The organism is Comamonas testosteroni (assembly GCF_014076415.1).
GTDB classification, from domain to species: domain Bacteria; phylum Pseudomonadota; class Gammaproteobacteria; order Burkholderiales; family Burkholderiaceae_C; genus Comamonas; species Comamonas testosteroni_F.
The window spans coordinates 3,190,640-3,213,128 of sequence record NZ_CP043568.1 but is presented as its reverse complement, the minus strand read 5'-3'; the positions used below and the strand labels follow the sequence as shown (position 1 = coordinate 3,213,128).

Sequence of the window (22,489 nt, the reverse complement as noted above, 5' to 3'; positions counted from 1 at the left end):
ATGCCTCAGAGCGTGTAGCGATCCCATTCTTGTATGGCAATCGCTGACGTTTTCGCCTCTCTCCTTCAGGAAGCGGTGTTCCTCACGGTAGACAGTGTCAAGTCATAGCTGGAAATTCTCAAAATGATCGATTGGGTCCCTGTAATCTTTGTTACGTTCAAGGTTCTCATCTTCGGCGCGTGCATGTTCTTCGCCATCAAGTGGCATTACGACCAAGGAAAGAAGGGAATGGACAGGCGCGCGCTGCTGCGCACGGGCAGCAAGGTGGCTGCCGCCTTCATGCTGGCGCTGCTGTGTGTGTTGCTGTTCACCTTCGGCCTTGCCAGGATGCTCGGTATGGACTTGAGCCTCCCATGACGGCAAAGGCTGGTCGCCCGATATCCAGCAATGCAATGAACCTTGCAATCATCGCTCGGCCATAACTTGTTGCCTTATCGAAGACGGCAATCTGCCTTGCGTGGCCTTTGCAGACTACCTTTGGCCCCAGGCATTCGGGAGACCACTTGCTTCGGATGACGAGGTCGCTCAGTACTCAACCGTCAGGCTGGTCCTGCTTTTCCGGGCCAGCTCGACAAAAGCCAATGCAGCGGGCGAGAGCTTGTCAAAGCTCAGCGCGGCCAACGCGATTTTCCGGCGACAACAGGGCTTTAACGGGCGGTAGACAACACCTGCCGGGGGCTCGGGCAGAGCCAGACGTGCGGCAATGGTGACTGCCTCGCCTTGCGCGACAAAGCCCATCATCGAGGTGAGCTGCTCAAACCTGAACAGAGTTCTGGGTGAAGCGCCCTGGCTGGCCAAAAAAGCATCGATATGGGGGCCTGAGCCTGCGCTGGTACGGATAAAGGGCTGTCCATGAAAGCTCATGGCAGCAATGGCCGATTGGGACGCAAGAGGGTGCGCAGCAGGCAGCACCGCCACCAACTCGTCTTCGGCCAGGGTCAGGGTATCGAAGCGTTCGTCGGGCAAGACGACAAAGCCCAGTTCCACGCGCCGTTCCAGCAACCACTGAACGACCGTGCTATCTATGGCTTCCTCGATGTGCACCTCGACCAGGGGGTGCCTCTGCTGAAAGCGTGCCAGGAGCCTCGGCAGCAGACGCAGCGACGAGGTGGCACCAAAAGATGCAATGCGCAAGGTGCCCCGGGCAATGCCATGCTCCGCATCGGCTTCCTGCTGCAATGCCTCTTTTTGCTGAAGGATGTCATTGGCGCGGCTCAGTAGCCTGGCGCCCACTTCGGTCAGTGTTGCCGCTGCTCCTTCTCGTTTGAAAAGCGAGACGCCGAGCTCTGTCTCCAACTGCTTGATGGCATGGCTGACTCCGCTCTGGGAAATACCCAGCACACCCGCTGCGCGCGAGAAGCTGCCGACCCGGGCGAGCGCAGCAAAGACTTCGAGTTGCGTGAATGTCATGAGCTTTTACTCATTCGACGATGAATACTGATTATCAGATAGTAACGTCTCATGAATACATTGCGAACCTCCACTCATTTGGGATTGATTGGCATGGCTGCCCTGTGGGGTGCTTCCTGGCCCTGGGGACGCATCGTCGCGCAAGCCATGCCTCCACTGGCTGCGGCCAGCCTGCGCTTCTTCCTGGCTGGGCTCCTGCTGATGCTTTGGTTGTACCGCAGCGAGCGCATGGGTGCATTGCGTGTCCTGGGGCCTCGCCAATGGGCGGGCCTGGCCTGCGCTTCTGCCGTAGGTGTTCTGGGCTACTCCGTGTTCTTCTTGCTGGCACTCAAGACCGTGCCTGCGGGCAAGGCGGCCATGGTGGTGGCACTCAACCCGGTTCTGACCATGCTGTTCGCAGCGCTGCTGTTTCGTGAACGCGTGAACGCCATCATGTGCCTGGGCTTGGTGCTGGCCGTGACGGGCGCCCTGTATGCGCTGAGTGACGGTGCTTTGGGGGACCTGGTGTCTTCCTCGTCCGGCATGGGAGAGTGGCTGCTGCTTGGTTGCGCCGCATGTTGGGTTGCCTATACCCTGATAGGACGCATCGTTCTAACCCGCGTGGATGCGCTGACGACGACGACGGTGACCACGCTCATTGGCGCTGCACTGCTTCTTATGGCCAGCATTGCCCTTGAGGGCCCATCCGCCTGGACTGCCCTGGCAAAAGCCCCTGCCGTCGCCTGGTACAGCGTTGTGGCCCTGGCCCTGGGCGCTACGGCATTGGCTTACGCCTGGTACTTGAAGGGTATCCAGGAGCTGGGTGCTGGCGCCGCAGCCGCGTATATGTCCCTGGTGCCGCTGTTTGGCATGCTGCTGTCCAGCTTCTGGCTCGGAGAGCCCATTACCAGCTCGCTGCTGGGCGGCGGCACCATGGCCATCTTTGGCATGTTGTTGATGAATATCGGGCGCATACGACTGGAGAGAGCCGCTCACTCGGCGGCTGCCTGATTCGGGTCAAGCGCTGCTGCTTTCGGCCAGAAGCAGATCTCGACTGATGTATTCAAAGGCAATAACACGTGAGAAACCATCATGCCTGGCTTTGAGAATTGGCTTGCTTTCGGCCTTGTTTCCCTTGGAGTGGTCCTCACTCCAGTACCGAACATGGTTTACTTGGTGAGTTCAACCCATCGTTGCAACACGTCTTATTCGGAGGTGTTGAATGAATGTGAAGATAAGGAAGGCGAGCGCGTCGCTGCGCGCAAAGTTGCGCTCCCCCGGACGACCACCGGTTCTGCATCGTGCAGCGCGATGGCCGTTTTGGCAGGCAATCGCACGTGGGCTCAGCAGTGAGGACGCGGCCGCTGTTGCAGGGGTGTCCATGGCTGTTGGAGCCCGGTGGTTCCGACAATCTGGCGGTATGCCGCCTTCCCATCTTGCACCGTCCGCTGCGCAGCCCACAGGCCGCTACTTGTCGTTTGCCGAGCGTGAGGAGATCGCGCTGGCGCGTGCCCGCGGCGACGGTGTCCGGGAGATCGCCCGTCAACTCGGGCGTGCTGCCTCGACGATCTCACGCGAGCTGCAGCGCAATGCGGCGACGCGTGGCGGCAATCTGGAGTACCGTTCGCATACAGCGCAATGGCATGCGGACCGTGCAGCGAGAAGGCCCAAGGAGGTCAAGCTGGTGAGCAACCACGCGCTACGCAAGTACGTTCAAGATCGGCTTGCCGGGAACATCGCGACGCCTGGCGGGCGAACGATTGCCGGGCCGCAGGTGCCTTGGAACGGTCGGCGGCAGGGGCGCCGGCAAGCGCGCAGATGGTCGCGCGCGTGGAGCCCTCAACAGATCTCCAATAGGCTACCAATCGACTTCCCCAAGGACACTTCGATGCGCATCAGCCACGAGGCAATCTATCAAGCGTTGTACGTGCAGGGCCGTGGAGCGCTGCAGCGTGAATTAACGGCGTGCCTGCGCACGGGCCGTGCTCTGCGCGTGCCCAGAGAGCGTGTCAGAGGCCGCGGGAAGTCGTTCGTCACGCCAGAGATCATGATCAGCGAGCGACCGGCCAGCGTTGAAGATCGCGCAGTACCAGGCCACTGGGAAGGTGACCTCATCCTTGGCCTGGATAGCTCGGCGATTGGCACGCTGGTTGAGAGGACGACGCGCTTCACGATGCTGCTGCACCTGCCGTCTATGCCTGGCCATCGTCAGCAGCCACGAGACAAGCACGGCCCCGCATTGGCTGGTCACGGTGCCGAGGCGGTGCGAGAGGCGATCACCAAAGCCATGAGTTCGCTGCCGAAGCAGTTGAAGAAGTCTCTGACTTGGGACCAGGGTGCGGAGATGGCCCAGCATGTGCAACTCTCGATGCACACTGGCCTGCAGGTCTACTTCTGCGACCCGCAGAGTCCTTGGCAAAGAGGCACCAACGAGAACACCAACGGGCTGCTACGCCAATACTTCCCAAAGGGCACGGACCTCAGCGCGCATCGAGCAACCGATCTGCAGGCAGTGGCGCTGGCCTTGAACACAAGACCGCGCAAGACGCTCGGATGGCAGACGCCCGCAGAGGCCTTCAATGAGTTGCTACGCTCGACAAACAGACGCAGTGTTGCGACGACTCGTTGAATGCGGGCTGGGTGGATTCAATCGGTCGCTGCAATACACCAACCACCTCATGACACTCTTCGGCCACTCGAGCCTGTGAGCAGGATCTGTGAAGGGCGCGCGCGCTCATACCTTGGCGAGGAAGGCCGCCGCATCACCTGCTTCACACTTCCAGTCTGCGAAGACTCCGACCAGATTGCATTCCACGCAGTGGCAAGCGATGTAATACCAGCGTACGTCATGTGTGCCTTCGTACACGGAGACGCCGGACATCAACTCGAACACCTCGTTCTCGCACACGCATTCGTGCGCCTCGGGGGCTGCCTCTTCAACGTGGTCCGCGCTGTCGCCCATCAGGTGTTTCTGCCCGCAGTCGGTGCAGGTACGGATTGCCACGCCGGCTTCTTCGTCGGTCTGCAGCGCAAAAGTCCGGCACCCGCAATTGCATTTGGACGAGGCAAACCGGACGGCCTCATGGCGATTCGCAACGCTGTAGCTGCGCAGCTCGGCTTGGGTGTCGCCGGACGTCGTCCCGTACCAGAACTCGCCCTTCTTCGTCAGTGCCATTGATGTTGCTCCATTCTTCAAGGTGGGCTTCCCGGCAGACCTGACGCCAGGCTTGCCCCGATCATCTGGATTTTGCCTGAAGGCACGGTGAATCGTCGTCAAGGGGCCGGGTCGTGGCGGTCTCCGACAATGGCTGCGGACATCCTTGAATGCCGATTCTTGGAGATTGCAGCCAGAGTTCATCAAGTTGAGCTGTTGATCGCCGCCGACATTCGGTGTTGAAGCCCCTGCATCAGCTGTCAGCTTGAAGCAGTCGGCCAAGCAGCCTTCTCGAACGGCTGCTCCTGGCCGAGAGCCGCCAGAGATCTAAAGCAGCTTCGACCCAAAAGGTCAATCGCTCACACGCCTTAGTCACCCTTTTGGGCGCAATACGCTCTCGAGACGAACGCGCATCCAGCGATGCCATGGACTGCTCAGATGCCGGTGCTGAAAATACACATTCAGGGTGTATGACGGCACTTCAAAAGGTGCTTTGAAGATCGCAGTCGCTGCCGATGCCTCCAACTGCTGTGCCGCCAGGCGGGGCAGGGTGATGAGCAAATCCGAATTTGCCACGATAAAGGGCGCGGCCATGACACTGGGCAGCTCTATCGCAATCTCGCGAGTCCACCCGCCCTTGCTCAAAGCTGCGTCTATGACGCCTTTCTCCTCCTGCCAGGGTTTCACGACCACATGGTGTTCCGCCAGATATTGCGCCATGGAGAGCCTCTTGCCGATGCGAGGATGATCTCTGCGTGCAACGACGACATAGGCATCGGTATGTCCCTGCAAGACTTCCACGCCTTCTTGTACGGGGCTGAATTCGTCTGAAAAGCCCATGACGAAATGGGCTCCTTCTTGCACCAGGTCGCTGTAGGCGTCCCGATGACGCGAATGAACCACGCGCAGGCGCACATGAGGAGCCTCCTGCTCGATCCTGGAGATCAACGCAGGCATCAAAGCAAAGGTGGTGAAGTCGGTTGCAGCGATCATGAAATTGAGGATTTATGAGCCTTGAAATGACCTCCGCCATGACACCAGATCTCACGTTCCGCCATGCCCGACCAGAAGACGCCGATCGCTGCTATGTCATCGAAGCCGGTGCCTACGAAGGTGATGAAGCAGCCACGCTTGCCAAGATCACCAAACGTATTCGTGAATATCCGCATGGCTTCCTGATCACGGAACACGATGGACAGATCATTGGCTTCATCAACTGCGGCTGCGCCTACGAGGTGCGCATGTCTGATGAAGAGTTCAAGGAGCTGGTCGGGCATGACGCTGCCGCACCTAACGTGGTCATCATGTCCGTGGTGATCGATCCGGCCTTCCAAGGCCGGGGCTGCGCCACCACCATGATGCATACCTTTGTCGAGCAGATGCGCGCCGAGGGCAAGAGAAGCATCCACCTGATGTGCAAGGAGCGACATGTGGTGCTGTACTCTCGCCTGGGATTCCAATACCAGCGTCCTTCGGAGTCAGACCACGGTGGCATGGCCTGGCACGAAATGGTCATGGCCCTGTGAACTGCATGAACTTCGAAGGCTCAGGGATCGCGGTCCACGACTGTTTCTTCTGGCGATCCAGGACTGTCGCTGATCGATCTGATGCAGTTTCTCACGATGAACTGGAAACTACAGCTTCGAAATTCTCCAAGGCTCAATCTTGGTCAATTCGAACGCAGCAGCGTTGCAAGCCGTTGCTCGATCCATAAGGCCGTATCGCCCAGCGCTTTACCTTGCAAACTGAGCATACGCACAGCTAGCGGAGGAAGCTGCAATTCCGGGCAGTCCAGTGTCACGATGCGGGGCTCTATATCGGGCGCTTGCGCGATATTGCGCGGCAGAATTCCCCAGCCTATGCCGTCGGCCAGCATGTCAGCAAGCACGTAGAAGCTCTCCGAGCGCCAGATACTCGGACTGATCACGAGGTCTTCAACACCCTCGATGTGCATCACCAACTGCCGATAAGCGGCAAGGTCCTCGCGCTTGACTCCATTGCACTTGGCCAACTCATGGTCACGCGATACGAACACCATCTGCGGCACTCCGGCCACATAGTGTTGAGCAAACTGAGCGCCTGCTGGACCTCGGTCAAACTGAAAGGCAAGTTCCGCACGACCAGATTGCACCTGGTGTGCGGCTTCGGCCGCCGTGCCATTGAGCAAGGTCAACTCCAGAGCTGGGAACTGTTGCGCCAATTCCTGCAGCAGCCTCGCAATCGGTGGATAGGGCAGAGCCTCGTCAATAGCCACGCAAAGCTTGGCAGTTTGGCCATGTGACAGCTTGCGCGCGCGCAGGTCTAGCGCCTGGGCCTGATTGAGCAGGGCCCGTGCCTCCAGCAAGATGACTTCGCCAGCCTGCGTGAGTCGCACCGATCGGCCTATACGTTGAAACAACTCCAGCCCGAGATCCGCTTCCAGCAGTCCCATGGCCATGCTCACTGAAGATTGAGTACGGCCCTGGCGCCGAGCGGCTTGAGTCATGGAGCCACAGTCCGCCACGGCGACGAATTGGCTCAAACGTTCGAGTGTCCACTCCATCGATCAATTTTAATGATTGATCTGAACTTTTCGCAAGTAAGAAATTGATTGATCATTGGCAGCGTGGTCGCTTCAAGCGGCCTCCCAAACATTTGAATGAAAGAACCCATGACGACATCCCTTCAGCTAAGACCATTGGAGCGCGACGATTTGCGCTTTGTGCACCACCTGGATAACAACGCCAGCATCATGCGGTATTGGTTTGAAGAGCCTTATGCGACCTTTGATGAACTGACCAGCCTCTACGACTCACACGTTCACGACCAAACTGAACGTCGCTTTGTAGTCGAACATGAAGGGGCTCGCGGGGGGTTGGTTGAGTTGGTGGAAATCGACCTGGTACATCGCCGAGCGGAGTTTCAGATCATTGTTGCTCCTGATCAGCAGGGCAAGGGGATTGCCACTCGTGCTACTCGTCTGGCGCTTGACTATGGCTTCAAGGTTCTAAATCTGCACAAGATCTTTTTGCATGTGGACAAGGAGAATGCCAAGGCTATCCATGTCTATACGAAGCTTGGCTTTCAGCCGGAAGGCGAATTGGTCGATGAATTTTTTGCCAACGGCCAATATCGGAGCGTGTTGCGTATGTACATGCTGCAGAAGAGCTACCTGAATAAGGCCTAGATTCAGGCGAGTAACTGACTCCTGCTGGCGCTCGTCCGGGGCTTTTCTTTGGTCACTACAGGGCGCCGAGCTGTGTTCGACGTACAGCGACTCGAGTGTTCTTGGTAATAGCCGTCGTCATTGAAGGTGACAGGCGATACCCTGCTGCGAGGTGTCTGTAGATCGGCATGACCGGCCAGACACAAGGTACGGACAATAGAGTGCCTGACCTACCTGCATATAAGGCATGGATTTAAGCTGACGATCAGAATGATCACCAGAATCACAAGGCCTGTAGCACCCAAAGAAAATCCCCAATATGGTCAGGCCGATGCCATTCGCGATTTTTTCTCCGGTGGAGTCAACGGCGGGCGCTTCGGGAGCCACTTTGGAAATAAGCTTCCGAAATGGTCCGAACTCTCCGATAGGGGATGCTATTGGCTTCCAAACACTACCGTTCGCAAAGCTCGCCTGGCAATTCCAGCATTCAGAATGTTCTTGAAATCTGGGTTCTGCTGAGCAGTTTGGGCAAAACACAGGGGTAGTTGCGTGAGCGGCGTATTGAGCTGGGAAATGGGGTTCCGAAGAAGACCGTCGTGGCAGTATTTTGCGCGATGTCCGTGTGTCCGCAAACGCCCGGTAGGCAACCGTCTCAGAGCGACTGAGGATTCAGCCAGAGCCATGCAGCGATCCCCATGGCGGCCCACAACGCGATGATCATGATCGCCCCCGCGCGACTGCTTGGCTTCGCCCCTTTTTCGGCCATCCATGCATCGGCTTGACCACGGCATTCAGCCAGAACCGATTCGGGTAGCAGCTTGACAGTCAGCCAAATCAGCGCCGGAAGCAAGAGGACGTCGTCCACATATCCAAGAACCGGGATGAAATCAGGAATCAGATCAATCGGGCTGAGCGCATAAGCCACGACAAGAAGCCCCAGCGCTTTCGCATGCCAAGGCGTGTCGGGGTGTCTTCCGGCGAACCAGAGTGTCACGCCATCGCGCTTGATCCGCTTTGCCCAAACCTTCAGGTTGCCATTGAGATTCATAAAAATTCCGAGGACAGGTTGGAATTTTCGCTCCTTATCGATGACGGTCACGCATGTTCCTATAGCTGCCGATGAATTTTCGGCAGTCGGAAAAATACGAAGCATCTATGCGTATCAAGTTACAAATGCCTGGTCAACGCTCCTAAATCCGCCTCGTTAAAGAGACCAAGCATGGCGAGCGCCATTGCCTTGAAAGTCACTTGATGAACTACACGTCACTCTCGCTGTTTGCTGCACTTGCCATGGCTGCGGCACCTGGTCATGCAGAGGTCTACCTGGGTATAGGCTACGGTGCTCCAGCTCCCTACGTTGCGGCGCCTTCGCCTTCGTACTATTACGCGGCACCGCCCGTTCAATATGGACCACCGGCTGTTCAATACATTCCGCGGCCAGTCTACGCCCCTCGGCCCGTGATAGTCGCGCCGCCGCCAGAAGCTGTTCCGGGATGGCGCTGGCAGGAGGACGGCCGACGCTGGAACAGGTGGCACAGACACCATCATCGAGGCTGGCGTGAGGATGACGACGAAGATTGATGGCGACGCCAGACGTCGGCATTGGATCTCTGCCTGGCCGCGAACGGCAGATCCAGGCTGCAGCGATGAACGACAGATCAAGTTCGGAACGTACTGATGCTATCGAACCAATGCTTGAATTCGGCTGCATGCGCTACAGCTGTCGTTCGCCATCGCTGCCAGGTCAGATCACCGACCGATACTTGGCAAATTCGCAAACAGGTGTTCCGCACGCACATCGCTCGTGTAGAGACAGAGGCCAACGGCCAGCGCAACCACTGCTGTGGTGAGAGTTTTTTTGACGGCGCTTAACTCGCGTGCAGGTGTCGCCGGCAAGCACCCCATACCTTCCAAGGCGGCCTCCACCGCCTCATCCAGCGGCGTATGCGGCTCATGTCCGAGCGTCGAGACCAGCTTGGCGTTGCTCATCTCCACCCGCGTGCTCCACAAATAGCGCATCTCACGCAGCTCACGCAAGGTCGGTACAAAGGGCGCTGCAAGTGCGGTAAGCCACCAGTGAAAGGCTCTCACTTTGGGCTGGACTCCACCGCGCCTGACGACCACACGGCAGATCGCCGCGGCCAACTGGGTGCCGTCGGCGTCCCAGTGGCCTGCCATGTGGAAGGTGGCAAAGGGAGCCAGTGTGTCGCGCTGCTGCACCAGCTCCACCATGGCTCTGGCTACGTCGGGAAGGTAAGACCATTGGTGGCCCACCCCGGGTGCGTTGGGCATGCTGATGGACTTGACCGGTTGGCCGGGCTTTAGCATGCCCTGTGAGAACCAGCTATTGCCCGGCTTGGGTCCGAAGAAGTCCCCCGCGCGCACGACGATCACTCGGCAGCCCCGGCTGCTGGCCTGCTGCAGGCGCCGCTCCATCTCCACACGGATGGCACCCTTGCGGGTGACGGGCTGCTGCAGCGAATCTTCATGTAACGTGGGAAGGGCGCTGGGTCCATAGTTGTAGACTGTGCCAGGCAGCACGATGGTGGCGCCGTTAGCCTGCGCGGCGACGATGGAGTTGTCCAGCATGGGCAGCACCAGCTCACCCCAGCGACGGTAGCCGGGCGGGTTGACGGCATGCACAATGACGGAGCAGCCTTCGGCGGCGGCCAGCACATCGTCGCGGTTCATCGCGTCGCCGCGCATCCAGAGCATACCGTCGCGCTGCTCAATTTGCTGCTCACCACCGCGGCGCAATGCGCGCACTGTCCAGCCTGCGTAGCGTAGTTGCCGTGCCATTTCGCCACCGATACCGCCGGTGGCGCCTAGAACCAAGGCAGTGTTGCTTGCCATCTCATTACCCCTGAATTTGTTGCGATGAGAGGAAGTTTCAGGCTGGCATGGCTATTAAGCAATTGACCAACATATGGTAGCCGCCATACATTTTTGTATGGCTAACGACAACACCACCGAGATAGGCTGGGAGCTGTACCGCTCCTATTTGGGCGTGCTGGAAGAGGGCTCATTGTCCGGCGCGGCGCGCGCCATGGGAATTGCCCAGCCCACCGTGGGGCGGCATGTGGACGCGCTGGAAAAAGCGCTGGGTGTGACGCTGTTTACACGTTCGCAAATGGGCCTTCTACCCACGGAGGCGGCGCTTGCGCTGAAGCCGTTTGCTAAGACCATGCACAGCGCTGCCGCTGCGCTAAAACGTGTGGCCGAAAGCCAAGGCTCGGGCATCCAGGGCACAGTGCGCGTGACGGCCAGCGAGGTGATAGGGCAAGAGGTATTGCCACCTATCCTTGCGCAACTGCAGGACACACACCCGGACCTGACGGTGGAATTGGTGCTGACCAGCCGCGTACAGGACCTGTTGCAGCGCGAGGCCGACATCGCCGTGCGCATGACTCAACCCAGGCAGGAGCAGCTGATTGCCCGGCGCGTTGGGGTGATGTCACTTGGTCTGCATGCGCACAGGCTTTATCTGGACAAGCACGGGACGCCCGCCTCGCTGGCCGATCTGGCGCAGCATGCGCTGATTGGCTTTGATGAAGAGACGCCGTTCGTGCGTGCCGCACGCAAGGCGTTCCCGATCTGGAGCCGCGAAAACTTCGCGGTGCGCACCGACAACGACATGGCACAGATGGCGCTGATACGAGCTGGCTGCGGTATTGGCGTGTGCCAGGTGAATCTAGCGGCGCGCGACCGGAATCTGGTGAACATATTGCCTGGAAGCATTCCATTGAGCCTGGAGACCTGGCTCACCATGCACGAAGATCTGCGCAACAATCCGAGCTGCAAGGTGACATTTGATGCGCTGTTGAAGGGGCTGCAAGACTACATGACTTCCTAGCCGGTCGACACTGCGCTGGGCCTGATGCGGTTGTTTGCCAATGACAGAAGAACCTGACTCTGCTATCAGCCCCCGGAAACGACGTGAATCCTGAGCAAATCAGGCAGCAGGGAACACGCGTGCGCACAAGAAATCAACCAGAGCCCGTACCTTAGGCGACGGGTGCTTGCTTGCCGGCCACAGCACATAAAAAACGCCTCTGCGCTCCATATGGTCGGTAAGGAGCGGTAGCAACCGGCCATCAGCCAGTTGTTCGCGAATGGAAAATTCCGGCAGATAGGCTATCCCCAGTCCCTGCAAGGCAAAGCACACGCGCGTCTCGATGTTGTTGCAGATCATCGAGGTGGGCAGCTGCAACTCGGTTTCGCCGGACATGGTTCGCAGAGTCCATGGCTCCAGCTTGCCGCTATGCGGGAAGCGGTAGTGCAGACAATGGTGTTGCATCAGATCAGCAGGCTCCCGAGGTGTCCCTCGCCGTGCCAGATAATCTGGTGAAGCCACCAGCAGCGAACGGAAAGCCCCCAGCCTGCGCGCCGTGAGGCGAGAGTCGCTGGGCTCGCCCGTGCGCACCACGGCGTCGAAGCCTTCCTCGATCACGTCAACTATCTGGTCGGTGAAGTCCAGATCCAGCTCGATCTCCGGGTACTCGCGCATGAACTCGCCGAGCACCGGCAGCACCAGCGAGCTAACCAGCGGCAAACTCACTCTCAAGCGCCCGCGTGGTGCACTGCTGGCCTGCGCCAGTTCGAGCTCTGCCGCTTCGATCTCGGCCAGGATACGTCGGCTGCGCTCCAGGAACAGCATGCCCTCGGCTGTCAACGTGACACTGCGCGTGCTGCGGTGAAACAGGCGTACGCCCAGCCGATCTTCCAGTCGCGCCACGCTCTTGCCTATGGCTGAGGCCGACACGCCCAACAGTCGCCCGGCGGCAACAAAACTTCGCGTTTCGGCAACCTGCACAAACACGGCGAAACCATTCAAGCTGTCCATAACGTACCATGATTGAAGACATCTTTGTCCGCATTAAAAGGAACTGTAGCCTACTTTTTCTTTAATCTCAGACTTTCTATCGTCACGGTGTGATCCATTGAATCAAGGGCACTTCCGTGACTTATCCCGTCTTTCCTTTACGCCCGGGCATTCCGCCCCTACATCTGTCCACCCACATCCATGCAGTCATTCAGCAGGCTCTGGATGAGCGGCGGCTGGTCGGTGCCGTCGTGCTGGTGGCACACAACGGCGAACTGATCCACCAGCAGGCCGCCGGCCATGCCGACCGCGAGAGCGCGCGCCCGATGGAGCTGACGACCATCTTCCGGCTGGCATCGGTGAGCAAGCCCATCGTTTCGGCCACTGCGCTTGCGCTGGTTGCGCAAGGCCGCCTCGATCTCGATGAGGGCATCGGCCGCTGGCTCCCAGGGTTCCAGCCCCGGTTGATTGATGGCAGCCCAGCACGCATCACTGCCAGGCAGTTGCTTAGCCACACAGCAGGGCTGGGCTATCGCTTTATCGAGGCCGATGCCGATGGCCCCTATGCCCGGGCTGGTGCCTCGGACGGCATGGACAGAGTCAACTTCAATCTGGCTGAGAACCTGCGTCGTATCGCCAGCGTGCCGCTGCTGTATGCGCCGGGTACCTCCTGGGGCTATTCGCTGGCAACCGATGTGTTGGGGGCATTGATTGAACACATCCACGGTGCGTCACTGGACGAAGCAGTCAACCAATGGGTAACAGGTCCCTTGGGCATGAGCGATACGGGTTTCCTGGTGCGCGATCCGCAGCGCGTGGCCACTGCTTACGTAAGCGATACGCCCCAGCCACATCCGCTGGCCGAAGGAGAAGTGGTTTCGCCATTCGAGGGCGCAGTCGGCATCAGATACAGCCCGGATCGTATCTTCGATGCCCTGGCTTTCCCTTCTGGCGGAGCTGGAATGGCAGGCACGGCCGGAGACTTTCTGCAACTGCTGGAGGCCTTGCGGCAGGGTAGGGGAGCATTGCTTCCCGATGAGCTGATCAACGAGATGGGGCGGGACCAGACTGGTGGACTGGAGCTGCCGGATGCACCGGGCTTTGGTTTTGGCCTCGGCTTTTCAGTCCTGCGGGACCCGCTGCGCGCCGCGTCGCCAGAATCGGTAGGTACATGGCGCTGGGGTGGCGCCTACGGCCATGCCTGGTTTGTGGATAGGGCGCGCGGCCTCAGCGTGGTCGCCTTCACCAATACGCTGTACGAGGGCATGTCCGGTCGCTTCGTCACCGAGCTGCGCGACGCAGTCTATGGTGCGCTGGAGGTCGTGCAATGACCGCCGCACATCAAGACCGCATGCCCATTGCATCATTGCTGGCGCTGGCAATGGCCGCGTTCATCACCATCCTGACCGAAGCGCTGCCGGCAGGGCTGCTACCTCAGATGGCGAAGGGCTTGATGGTGTCCGAAGCCTGGACAGGACAAACGGTCACGATCTATGCCATGGGCTCGCTGGCAGCCGCCATCCCGTTGACCGCTGCCACCCAGGGCGTGCGCCGCCGTCCACTGCTGCTGGCGGCCATTGCAGGCTTTGCCATCACCAACACTGTCACGGCCCTGTCCAGCAACTATGTCCTGACGATGATCGCGCGCTTTCTGGCGGGCGTGTCTGCCGGTCTGCTTTGGGCGATGCTGGCGGGCTATGCCGCGCGCATGGTGCCCGAGCACCAGCAGGGCCGAGCCATCGCCATCGCGATGGTGGGTACACCATTGGCGTTGTCACTTGGGGTGCCGGCGGGTACCTTTCTAGGCAATTTGCTGGGCTGGCGGATGTGCTTCGGCATCATGAGCGGACTGGCACTGGCGCTCATGGCATGGGTACAGGTCAAGCTGCCAGATTTCGCGGGCCAGGCGGCGAGCAAACGCCTGTCTCTGGGGCATGTGTTCACTTTCCCGGGTGTACGTCCGGTGCTGTTCGTGGTGCTGGCCTTCGTTCTGGCACACAACATCCTGTATACCTATATCGCGCCATTTCTCGCGGCGGCAGACATGGCGAAACGAACAGACCTGGTCCTGCTCATGTTCGGCATCACTTCGCTGCTGGGTATCTGGGTCATCGGCGTGCTGATCGATCGCCATCTGCGCGCCCTGACGCTGGGCAGTACGCTTTTGTTCGGCCTGTCGGCGCTGGCACTCGGCCTGATGGGCGATGCGCCTGCCGTGGTGTATGCGGCAGTGGCCGTCTGGGGCCTGGCTTTTGGCGGTGTGGCGACACTGCTTCAAACAGCCATCGCCAAGGCGGCGGGCAACGCGGCCGACGTTGCGCAGTCCATGCTGGTCACAGCCTGGAACATCGCGATTGCAAGTGGAGGGCTGATTGGCGGTGCCTTGCTGGATTATCTCGGCGTCGCCGCATTCCCTCCGGTACTCCTGATGCTGCTAGCTGCAACGCTGGCTGTTGTGTGGGCAGCCAGGAGCCACGGCTTTCCAGTTGTACAAAGATAAGGCGGGGGAGTTCTTCGGTATCTGCTCCATTCCTTGCGCAGTTCGAAGAACTCCTGCTTCAGCCGTACCTGCAGCGGCAGGGTGGATGGATTGCCGGGCATCTCTCACTTGTCTTCTTCGGCAGTCCTGCGTCGGCACCGCACTCAAGCTTGCGGCTTGAGCAGCTCTGCCAGCAGCTTCAGCGCGTCGCCCAGGTCTTCGAAGCCGGGAGCGCCCAGGCAAATCCGAAGACCGCTCCTCCCATCCTGCGGGTCCACCATCATGGATTCCGGCAGGGTCAGCTTCAAACCGATTTCTGCGGCTGCAGCGACAAGACTATTGGCGGCCTCGCGCTTCATCGGCAGCCAGACGTTGTAGGCATGGGGATGCCAGACAGGCTCGCCAGTCCCGAGAAGCGAAGCGGCAAGCCTGGCACGTCGCCGGGACTCATGGCGCAGATCCCTCTGGATCGAGGCGATCACGCCGGTGGCCAGCCATTCATCGACTACCGCACAGGAAAATGCTGATGGTGCCATCGGCACATCCTGCACCAGTTCTTGCGCAGCGCCGCCCAGTTCTTTTGGGACCAGCAACATGCCGATCTGCAGCCCCGGCCCAAGCGACTTGGAGAGCCCGTTCACATGCAATGAGATATCGGGCGCCAGTGCCGACAACTGGGGTAGATCAGGGAGAGCGGCGGAATAGACCCCGTCTTCGATGATCCATGCTCCCGTTTTCCGGCATACATCCACGATGGCCTGCCTTCGCTCCAGGCTCATCGTGGCAGTTGTCGGGTTGTGCAGCGTCGGGGTGAGGTAGACCGCCTTGCCATCGGTTGGCGTGACACTGCCAAGTGCGTCCGCAAGCGCTTGCGGCACCATCCCTTCGGCATCGATCTCGACACCTTGCATCCGATAGCCTTTGCGCCGGGCCAGGGCAATAGCGCCGGGATAGGTGATCCGCTCGGTCACAAGCAATCCTTGCGGGCTGCAAGCCAGATCAAAAGCCAACGACAGCGCCTGGCGCGCGCCGCTCGTCAAAAGCAGAAGCGACGGATCGGCGACCAAGCCAAGTGTCATCAGCCAGCGGGCGAGGACACGACGATGTTCCAGATGTCCGCCAGGAGGTGCATAGAAATTGAAATGGTCCGCGTCGATTTTGCGAGCGATGCCTGTCAATGCCCGTGCCAGGATGCGTGCGTTGAGCGCGGCCGGCGGCGCATTGGACGACAGGTCAATCAGGCGATCACCATGCGCCTGCTGAATCGCGACAAATGTTCCCCGCCCTTTGACACTGCGCGTCAGACCTCTGCGCTCCAGAGCGGCATAGGCCTTCGTCACCGAGCCAAGACCGATTTGCAGCTTCTCTGCAAGATCTCGATGTGCAGGCAGACGGTCACCTCCCGCCAGCCGGCCCTCGACGATGTCGTCGGCCAGTGCAAGTGCGAGTCGTTCGGCCGCATTGGCTTCAAGGTTTGCAAGGCGAGGCTGCCAAGGGGATTGGAGGAGCATGTTTGCAGTCTCAACAAAAAGAGTGTCTCGTGACACTATTTGATTATTTAATAGTGTAACGTTCTCGCAAATGCCTCTGCATGACTGCCTCCTGGTGAAAAGTGCCCTGCGGCGATGACGGAAAGCAAGGAGAACGAGATGTTTAGCCACGTGACTGTTGGAACGCGTGACCTTGAACGGTCAGGCCGCTTTTACGACGCGGTGCTTGTACCGCTTGGTCTGACGCGCCGGATCGTGGTGCCAGATGGTGGGCCGGCGGCGCTTTGCTGGGTAAGCGCACATGCGAGTCTGCCTCGCTTCTATGTCTACAGCCCGTACAACGGAGAACCAGCGACCGTCGGCAATGGCAACATGGCGGCATTTCTGGCTCCGTCAGCAGCAGCAGTGGACTCCGCCTACGCCGATGGACTGGTGCACTGTGGCCGGGACGCAGGGGCTCCCGGACCACGTCCTCACTATGGAGAAGGCTACTACGGCGCCTATCTGCGCGATCCCGATGGCAACAAAATCCATATCGTGCATCGAGCCGACCTCCAGCCCTGAAGCAAGAGATGTGCGTATATCTGGAGGAGCCGACATGGCCGACAGCCAAATCGCACTCGTCTATCGGCGTGATTGGGCCTCATGCCGAAGAGGTGATGCTGCCGACGCAGGCACGAGCCTTCTTCTACGACCATCTGGGCGCCATCGTCGAAGACCCGGTCACAGAGTGCCTCCATGTCTCCACAGTTTTTGAAGACCTCCAAGGAACTCTCGATTATGTCCGCAACCCTTCCGCACCCACACAACCCATCCTCATTCAACGAGCGCGCCACGCTGTCCGCATCGGCAGTAGACACATTGAGAATGCTGGTGCGCTACAAGGCCTGGGCAAATGGCCTGACGTTCAAGAACGTGATGGAGCTACCGGAAGGCGAGGCTCTTCGGCAAAGACCGACGCGGTTCGGGAACATGGTGCATACGTTGAACCACGTCTATGTGGTGGACGATATCTTCAGGCACCACCTGCAAGGCAGGAAGCACCGCTACACCGCACGCAATACAGACCATACGCCTGCGGTTGACGATCTATGGCAGGCGGTTCAGGAAATGGATTCCTGGTACACCAGGCTTGTCGATACCTGGTCGGACGAAGATCTTGTGAAAGTCGTCCATTTCGAGTTTGTAGGAGGCGGACAAGGCATCAAGACGCGTGAGCAAATCGTGCTGCATATCGTGAATCACAGCACTTATCACCGAGGTTTTGTTGGCGACATGATGTATCAGATACCTTTTACGCCGCCATCAAACGATCTGCCCGTATTCATCCGAGATCACTATCGCAGCACTCGGTGAGGCATTCAATTTCGACGCGGTGCTCTGAAATCGTAAGGTGTCGATCGTAGGGGGAGTGCATCGGACCGCGCCAGCGCAGGCCAGCGCGACATGGGGTCTGGCACAGCGCCCATGCTCTCGAATCACTATTCATGTACTCCCGAATTCTCTCGTGGTGTTGCAAGGTTCCGAACGAAGTCAGCCACCACCGCAGCGGCCTCTTGCGGAATGGCTTGCAGTAGGCAGTGTGGAGCATCAAACGCCTGAACTCTTATCTTTCGAAGACACTGCTCTGCATCAGACACGGAAGACTGCGGCACCAGGCGGTCACGTATCCCTTTCAAGTAGAGAACCGGAGCGTCAATTGCTTTGGCATGTGCTCGCACATCTACGGATACCACCGCTCTCAGCCTTGAACGTAGAACCGCTGTTTGAACCTTGGCCAGGGCGGAGCGCAGCATAACCCGCAGGCTCGGCGTCGCAAACCGGCCCAGAAGCATCAGGTTCAGTATTGGAGCAGGGGGAAGCGGAACGGGCATGGTCGCCAGGCCGCTGAGCCAGCGAAGACCCGGCCTTGGATTGCGAACGAACGAGCAGCACAGAACAACGCCCACAACGCGCCCCGGGTATGCCGCTGCCAGCGAAATGGCAATAGGTCCCGAGAAAGACTCTCCCAACAATACCAAACGGCCATTGCGCGGCAAGGCTGATGTGGCAAGTTCCGCCAGATCGGTATAGGTCTGCGGCGCGCCGGAAGTTGGATAGCTCACCACGACGATGGGCGTCGTCTTTCCCAATGCGGCAACGAACGGTGCGAAAAGCTCACCCGTGCCATCCATTCCAGGAAGGAGAACAAGGACCACGGGCCCTACCTCGGCAAGAGAGGGCGACTGCAAATCAGAGAATCCTGCTGAAAGGCTGTTCATGGCCGGGGGCGGTAGTTGCAACCCGGTCCATTACAGCACTTTGAATAGTCTAATTTAAAGGTCAAAGGAACTTGTTCCATGGCGGCTGGAATAGGGCAGTTTCGGCTTGTGGGGAGGGCGGATATGCCTTGTAGGTCGTGCGCAGCCGCTGAGATGTTCAGCGCATGTGTTGCATTGACCGATTGAATCCGCCATGCCTGAGAGTCATTCGGAGATATTGTCTCGCACCCGCTCTACTGACTGAAATACGCACGACTCAGCGCACGAATGGTCGCGTCCTGGCTGGAAGCTGGGACGAGCATCGACACAAGAGACTCATCCGGAATTCGGCTCCATGCACCAAGCGAGTGGGGGCCACCAGGCTACCCGCACCCGCTCTATTTGTGCTCCAACCTCAGAACATATGGCGCAGGCCCATGCCAAAGCCAGTCTGATTGACGCCAGGCATTGGCGTTCCACCAGCTTGAGCGCTGCTTGCTCCAAAGGCCGCATTGCCGCTGTTCTTCATATAGCCCAGCGAGGCATAGGCCGCAGTGCGCTTGGACAGGTTGTAGGTGCCGCGCAGTACCAGCAACTGACCCTTGTCCGCGTTGTCCTTGTACTTGAGCTGGTTGTACTGGGCGTCCACGGTCCATTGCCCAATGGGGTAGGCCACGCCCACAAACCACAGGTCGTTGCGCGGCGATGCGATATATCCGTCATTCTTGCGACGCATATAGCCACCACCAATCTTGGCGCCGCCAAGCTTCACATAGCCGTTGAGCATGGTGCGCTTGTCGACTTTGTCGCTGCTGGTCAGCCCCGCGAAAGCACCGGGGCCGCCGCGCAGCTCGTCATGTGCCAGCGCCGCCCCCCATGCCGCTGTGTCGTACTTGAGCATGGCCGACCACTCGCGGCAGGTCTTGGAGTCGGTGCTGCTTTCTCCCGCGCAGTTGGTGCCGCCGGGACTGGGGCCCGCATTGACGGCATCGCGGCCAAAGCTATAGGTCGCGCCGATCGTCAGGCCCGAGAACGTGCCTTTGTAGGAGATCGCATTGTCGGCACGTGCATTGGGAAAGTAGTTGTCCAGACTGGCCATGCTGTGCAGGCTCGGGCCGATCACGTCAGCGTCGAGTACGGACCAGAACAGCATGGTGTATTGACGACCCAGCCCCAGCGATCCCCAGGGGCCGTTGAGGCTGACGAAGGACTGGCGGCCGAAACCGCGACCGCCCTGGTTGAGAGCTCCGCTGTCGGGGCCGATACCCATCTCCAGCGTGAAGGATGCGCTCAATCCGCCTCCCAGCTCCTCGCGGCCGCGAAAGCCCAGGCGTGATGGAACGCTGCCCGTCAGATTGGGCATGCGTGTGAGGCTGGACTTGGTTGCGCCCACGTTGTTCATGGTTTCGACGGCCGTATCCACGATCCCGTAGATCTGGACAGATGATTGTGCGTGTGCGAGCCCTCCCAGGCTCATCAGCGCAAATGTGCTTGCTATTTTTCTAAACAACTTTGTCTCCGTTATATGAATCTTTGAATTACAGGAAGTCTCCATGCTTTGATTTCTTTGTTGCCGTCCTCCTTTTCAGCTGCTGCATCAAATGCAGGTGGGCAGCAGGGCGCGAACTGGCCGTCCGCGACCTACCGCTCGTTTCAAGAATCCTGTTCTCAGGAAGCAGGGCAGTTGCTGGCTGCGGCTTGTCCGACAAAGCGCTCTTGAGCCCAAGAAGGGAACTGCTTTGCAGCTTCAGGAACCACGGTTTCATGGTCCAGACCAGCGAACTCTTTGTAGTCAACCTTGGATCCCGCATTGCACAGAGCCTGGCGCTCCTTCGCCGTCAGGCGAGCTGGAACCGGGACATCATCCGTGCCTTGGTAGATGACGAACGGAGTCTTTCCTCGAGGAGTGAAGTTGTCGACGCTGGTCATCGCATTCCACCAGGAACTGCCTGGTGTCAGTGCCTGAGCCTGATAGGGATTGGTCACAGTGGATGCCGTTTCCCAGATATCGAAGCAACCATCGGCCATTGCCGGGAACTGTTCCAGACCTTCAGTGGTCAGAAAATCACCATATTTGAGCTCCGGGTGTGCGGCCTTGATACCCGGCAAGGTGGAGATGACATAGCCGGCGAGCTCTGTCCGCGTCATGGAGTTGAGCGTCAATTCCCGGATGCGCACTGCCGGAGCGATCAACGCAGCCCCCAATCCCGTGAATTCAGGCGCATAGGTTGAGGCAATGGCGTCCGTCCACATGGTCGTTTGGCCCCCCTGAGACCAGCCATACATGACGTAGCGCTGAGAGGCCTTGGCTTCAGGGAAGTTCTGCACGGCTCGGAGTACATCGAGTGATGCACGCGCATTGGGCTGACCGGACATATACCAGGCAGGGCCCGGCAACCCCTGCCCTGGATAGTCGCTCATGGCCACAACATAGCCTTTGGCAAGCAAATCCTTGATGCCGGGAACCCGGCTCACGCCGTCCACAACCAGGTTGCGCCGCGACGGAGCACATATATCTGCTACGCCCGTCGTTTCGTGATTCCACAGAACCACGTCGCGAGGCCCTTGTGTCGCGGCAGTAGGCACGTAGATCTCACCTGACACATATTTTTTTACGCCATTCACGATCTCCGATACGTAAACGATGTTCCACGCTCTTGAGCCTGCTGGAGCATCCGAGCGCTCTTGAGCCCAGTAAATCGAGCCAACCTTTGCCTGAGCATCGGGCTGCCGGTAGACATCCCAGAACGCACTACCAGACGGGCCTTCAGAGACTGCTGGCAACACGCCAGCGTGGGCGTTGCCGTCATTGCCCCCGCACCCTACCAATACTGCAGCGGATGCTGCAATTGCCGACGCCAGAATCCCAACCGAAATCCAATTGCTGTTCTTAGCCATACTGAAATGTTCCGTTCTTTGTTGTTTTGGGCTCATCCGTGAAGCGGATTTGCTTTACGAGGGAATGTTTGAATGAAATTGCGGCGATACATGAACACGCTGTCTCCTGTTGTTGTGTTTGAAACGTGTGGTTCAACAGCAGGTTGGAGCTGCTGTTGCCGTAGTGCGCGGATTCGTGGATATCCGTTGAGTCGTAGACTTTTTTTGGGCGCAGCATCTCCTTGCCGTGCCATGGGCACAGCTCAAGCGTTTGTTTGGAAAACTTCGGGAGAAGAGCTCCGGCTGGAGTTATTGCAGCGTTCGGGCCGGTGCTCGATTGAGTCGCTGCGGCGCGGTCTTTTTATGTTCGGGGAGTTACCAAAGCTTGCTTCCTATCAATACTTATTTGAATATTTTTCATAATCAATTCCGGATGAATTTTGTTTATTTTTCATAAGTAATTCAAGGAAAAAAGCGCTACTTTTGCTTGGTGCTTTCCCTTGCGGTAAAACGCTAGCTAGATGACGAAATGGAGTAGCTACGTGCAGCCAGCACCATTCGCCCATGCTTCGTTCGGTGCATGACTCTCAATGCAGCGTTCTCGCTGGCTTCAGCCGCCAAGACGTTGCTTCGCAGTGCATCCAGTGCAAGTGATATTCGAGGTCCAACGGCTGCCACAGGTCGAAATGAGGATGCCGGCGCGAGCCGCGCTGTCGAACGTTCAGCCGGGCAGCCGCTCGGGACACATGGAGCCCAAGGGCTGGTGTTGTGGGGTTTGCTGTGGTTCAGGCGCCAGGCAGTGGCTAGTTCGGATGGGCTTTCACCAGAACTGGCGATCGATTACAGAAGAGTCTGCTTCTGGCCGGACTGCGAAAGTCGCAGATCGACCCAGT

21 protein-coding genes are annotated in these 22,489 nt (G+C 58.9%); 10 read left to right on the top strand and 11 right to left on the bottom strand.

What is annotated here, in order from left to right; all coding sequences use genetic code 11:
• Positions 1 to 123: 123 nt before the first annotated feature.
• On the top strand, positions 124 to 357 hold the full coding sequence (locus tag F0P97_RS14715) for a hypothetical protein (protein WP_182282987.1): 234 nt from the start codon (positions 124 to 126) through the stop codon (positions 355 to 357).
• Positions 358 to 525: 168 nt separating this feature from the next.
• Here the strand turns inward: F0P97_RS14715 and F0P97_RS14710 are convergent, their stop codons facing one another.
• A complete protein-coding gene (locus F0P97_RS14710; RefSeq protein ID WP_182282986.1) occupies positions 526 to 1,410 on the bottom strand; it encodes a LysR family transcriptional regulator in 885 nt (294 codons plus the stop codon).
• A 51-nt stretch (positions 1,411 to 1,461) separates the two neighbouring features.
• On the opposite strand from F0P97_RS14710, the gene F0P97_RS14705 reads away from it, so the two are divergent.
• The gene (locus F0P97_RS14705; protein ID WP_182282985.1) at positions 1,462 to 2,400 is read left to right on the top strand and encodes a DMT family transporter; all 939 of its coding nucleotides are present in this window, start codon (positions 1,462 to 1,464) and stop codon (positions 2,398 to 2,400) included.
• 211 nt (positions 2,401 to 2,611) lie between these two features.
• The gene (locus tag F0P97_RS14700; RefSeq protein WP_232537945.1) at positions 2,612 to 4,018 is read left to right on the top strand and encodes an IS30 family transposase; all 1,407 of its coding nucleotides are present in this window, start codon (positions 2,612 to 2,614) and stop codon (positions 4,016 to 4,018) included.
• A gap of 105 nt (positions 4,019 to 4,123) precedes the next feature.
• On the opposite strand, the gene F0P97_RS14695 is transcribed toward F0P97_RS14700, so the two are convergent.
• Both F0P97_RS14695 and F0P97_RS14690 read right to left on the bottom strand, forming a co-directional pair.
• Complete coding sequence (locus F0P97_RS14695; RefSeq protein WP_182282983.1) at positions 4,124 to 4,564, bottom strand: hypothetical protein; 441 nt, start codon at positions 4,562 to 4,564, stop codon at positions 4,124 to 4,126.
• A 351-nt stretch (positions 4,565 to 4,915) separates the two neighbouring features.
• Positions 4,916 to 5,536: a LysR substrate-binding domain-containing protein gene (locus F0P97_RS14690; RefSeq protein ID WP_256493677.1), complete on the bottom strand. Its 621-nt coding sequence runs from the start codon at positions 5,534 to 5,536 to the stop codon at positions 4,916 to 4,918.
• Between the two features lie 14 nt (positions 5,537 to 5,550).
• On the opposite strand from F0P97_RS14690, the gene F0P97_RS14685 reads away from it, so the two are divergent.
• Positions 5,551 to 6,069, top strand: a complete 519-nt coding sequence (locus F0P97_RS14685; RefSeq protein WP_182282982.1) for a GNAT family N-acetyltransferase — start codon at positions 5,551 to 5,553, stop codon at positions 6,067 to 6,069.
• 143 nt (positions 6,070 to 6,212) lie between these two features.
• Here F0P97_RS14685 and F0P97_RS14680 read toward each other — a convergent pair whose 3' ends face one another.
• Positions 6,213 to 7,085 (bottom strand): LysR family transcriptional regulator, encoded by an 873-nt coding sequence (locus F0P97_RS14680; protein WP_182282981.1) that lies wholly within the window; start codon positions 7,083 to 7,085, stop codon positions 6,213 to 6,215.
• Positions 7,086 to 7,193: 108 nt separating this feature from the next.
• Here F0P97_RS14680 and speG point away from each other — a divergent pair, with 108 nt between their 5' ends.
• Positions 7,194 to 7,709 carry a spermidine N1-acetyltransferase gene (speG, locus tag F0P97_RS14675; protein WP_034374547.1) on the top strand — a complete coding sequence of 172 codons (516 nt, stop codon included), beginning with the start codon at positions 7,194 to 7,196 and terminating at the stop codon, positions 7,707 to 7,709.
• Between the two features lie 631 nt (positions 7,710 to 8,340).
• On the opposite strand, the gene F0P97_RS14670 is transcribed toward speG, so the two are convergent.
• Positions 8,341 to 8,736 carry a YkvA family protein gene (locus F0P97_RS14670; protein WP_182287213.1) on the bottom strand — a complete coding sequence of 132 codons (396 nt, stop codon included), beginning with the start codon at positions 8,734 to 8,736 and terminating at the stop codon, positions 8,341 to 8,343.
• A gap of 701 nt (positions 8,737 to 9,437) precedes the next feature.
• Complete coding sequence (locus F0P97_RS14665; RefSeq protein WP_182282980.1) at positions 9,438 to 10,541, bottom strand: NAD-dependent epimerase/dehydratase family protein; 1,104 nt, start codon at positions 10,539 to 10,541, stop codon at positions 9,438 to 9,440.
• Positions 10,542 to 10,638: 97 nt separating this feature from the next.
• Here F0P97_RS14665 and F0P97_RS14660 point away from each other — a divergent pair, with 97 nt between their 5' ends.
• Positions 10,639 to 11,541: a LysR family transcriptional regulator gene (locus tag F0P97_RS14660; protein WP_198424697.1), complete on the top strand. Its 903-nt coding sequence runs from the start codon at positions 10,639 to 10,641 to the stop codon at positions 11,539 to 11,541.
• Positions 11,542 to 11,640: 99 nt separating this feature from the next.
• On the opposite strand, the gene F0P97_RS14655 is transcribed toward F0P97_RS14660, so the two are convergent.
• On the bottom strand, positions 11,641 to 12,531 hold the full coding sequence (locus F0P97_RS14655; protein ID WP_182282978.1) for a LysR family transcriptional regulator: 891 nt from the start codon (positions 12,529 to 12,531) through the stop codon (positions 11,641 to 11,643).
• Between the two features lie 116 nt (positions 12,532 to 12,647).
• Between F0P97_RS14655 and F0P97_RS14650 the strand changes: the two genes are divergently transcribed.
• Together F0P97_RS14650 and F0P97_RS14645 are read left to right on the top strand one after the other, a co-directional pair.
• Positions 12,648 to 13,841 carry a serine hydrolase domain-containing protein gene (locus F0P97_RS14650; RefSeq protein ID WP_182282977.1) on the top strand — a complete coding sequence of 398 codons (1,194 nt, stop codon included), beginning with the start codon at positions 12,648 to 12,650 and terminating at the stop codon, positions 13,839 to 13,841.
• A complete protein-coding gene (locus F0P97_RS14645; protein ID WP_182282976.1) occupies positions 13,838 to 15,010 on the top strand; it encodes an MFS transporter in 1,173 nt (390 codons plus the stop codon). The genes F0P97_RS14650 and F0P97_RS14645 overlap by 4 nt, the downstream gene beginning before the upstream one ends.
• Positions 15,011 to 15,153: 143 nt before the next feature.
• Here F0P97_RS14645 and F0P97_RS14640 read toward each other — a convergent pair whose 3' ends face one another.
• Positions 15,154 to 16,500, bottom strand: coding sequence for a PLP-dependent aminotransferase family protein (locus F0P97_RS14640; RefSeq protein WP_182282975.1), 1,347 nt, complete (start codon positions 16,498 to 16,500; stop codon positions 15,154 to 15,156).
• A 138-nt stretch (positions 16,501 to 16,638) separates the two neighbouring features.
• On the opposite strand from F0P97_RS14640, the gene F0P97_RS14635 reads away from it, so the two are divergent.
• The gene (locus F0P97_RS14635; RefSeq protein ID WP_182282974.1) at positions 16,639 to 17,043 is read left to right on the top strand and encodes a VOC family protein; all 405 of its coding nucleotides are present in this window, start codon (positions 16,639 to 16,641) and stop codon (positions 17,041 to 17,043) included.
• Between the two features lie 216 nt (positions 17,044 to 17,259).
• Complete coding sequence (locus tag F0P97_RS14630; protein ID WP_182287212.1) at positions 17,260 to 17,835, top strand: DinB family protein; 576 nt, start codon at positions 17,260 to 17,262, stop codon at positions 17,833 to 17,835.
• A gap of 125 nt (positions 17,836 to 17,960) precedes the next feature.
• Here F0P97_RS14630 and F0P97_RS14625 read toward each other — a convergent pair whose 3' ends face one another.
• The 3 genes from F0P97_RS14625 to F0P97_RS14615 all read right to left on the bottom strand — a co-directional run bounded on the left by F0P97_RS14625 (position 17,961) and on the right by F0P97_RS14615 (position 21,653).
• Positions 17,961 to 18,740 carry an alpha/beta fold hydrolase gene (locus F0P97_RS14625; protein ID WP_182282973.1) on the bottom strand — a complete coding sequence of 260 codons (780 nt, stop codon included), beginning with the start codon at positions 18,738 to 18,740 and terminating at the stop codon, positions 17,961 to 17,963.
• Between the two features lie 394 nt (positions 18,741 to 19,134).
• Complete coding sequence (locus F0P97_RS14620; RefSeq protein ID WP_182282972.1) at positions 19,135 to 20,229, bottom strand: porin; 1,095 nt, start codon at positions 20,227 to 20,229, stop codon at positions 19,135 to 19,137.
• Positions 20,230 to 20,387: 158 nt separating this feature from the next.
• The gene (locus F0P97_RS14615; RefSeq protein ID WP_182282971.1) at positions 20,388 to 21,653 is read right to left on the bottom strand and encodes an alpha/beta fold hydrolase; all 1,266 of its coding nucleotides are present in this window, start codon (positions 21,651 to 21,653) and stop codon (positions 20,388 to 20,390) included.
• Positions 21,654 to 22,489: the final 836 nt, after the last annotated feature.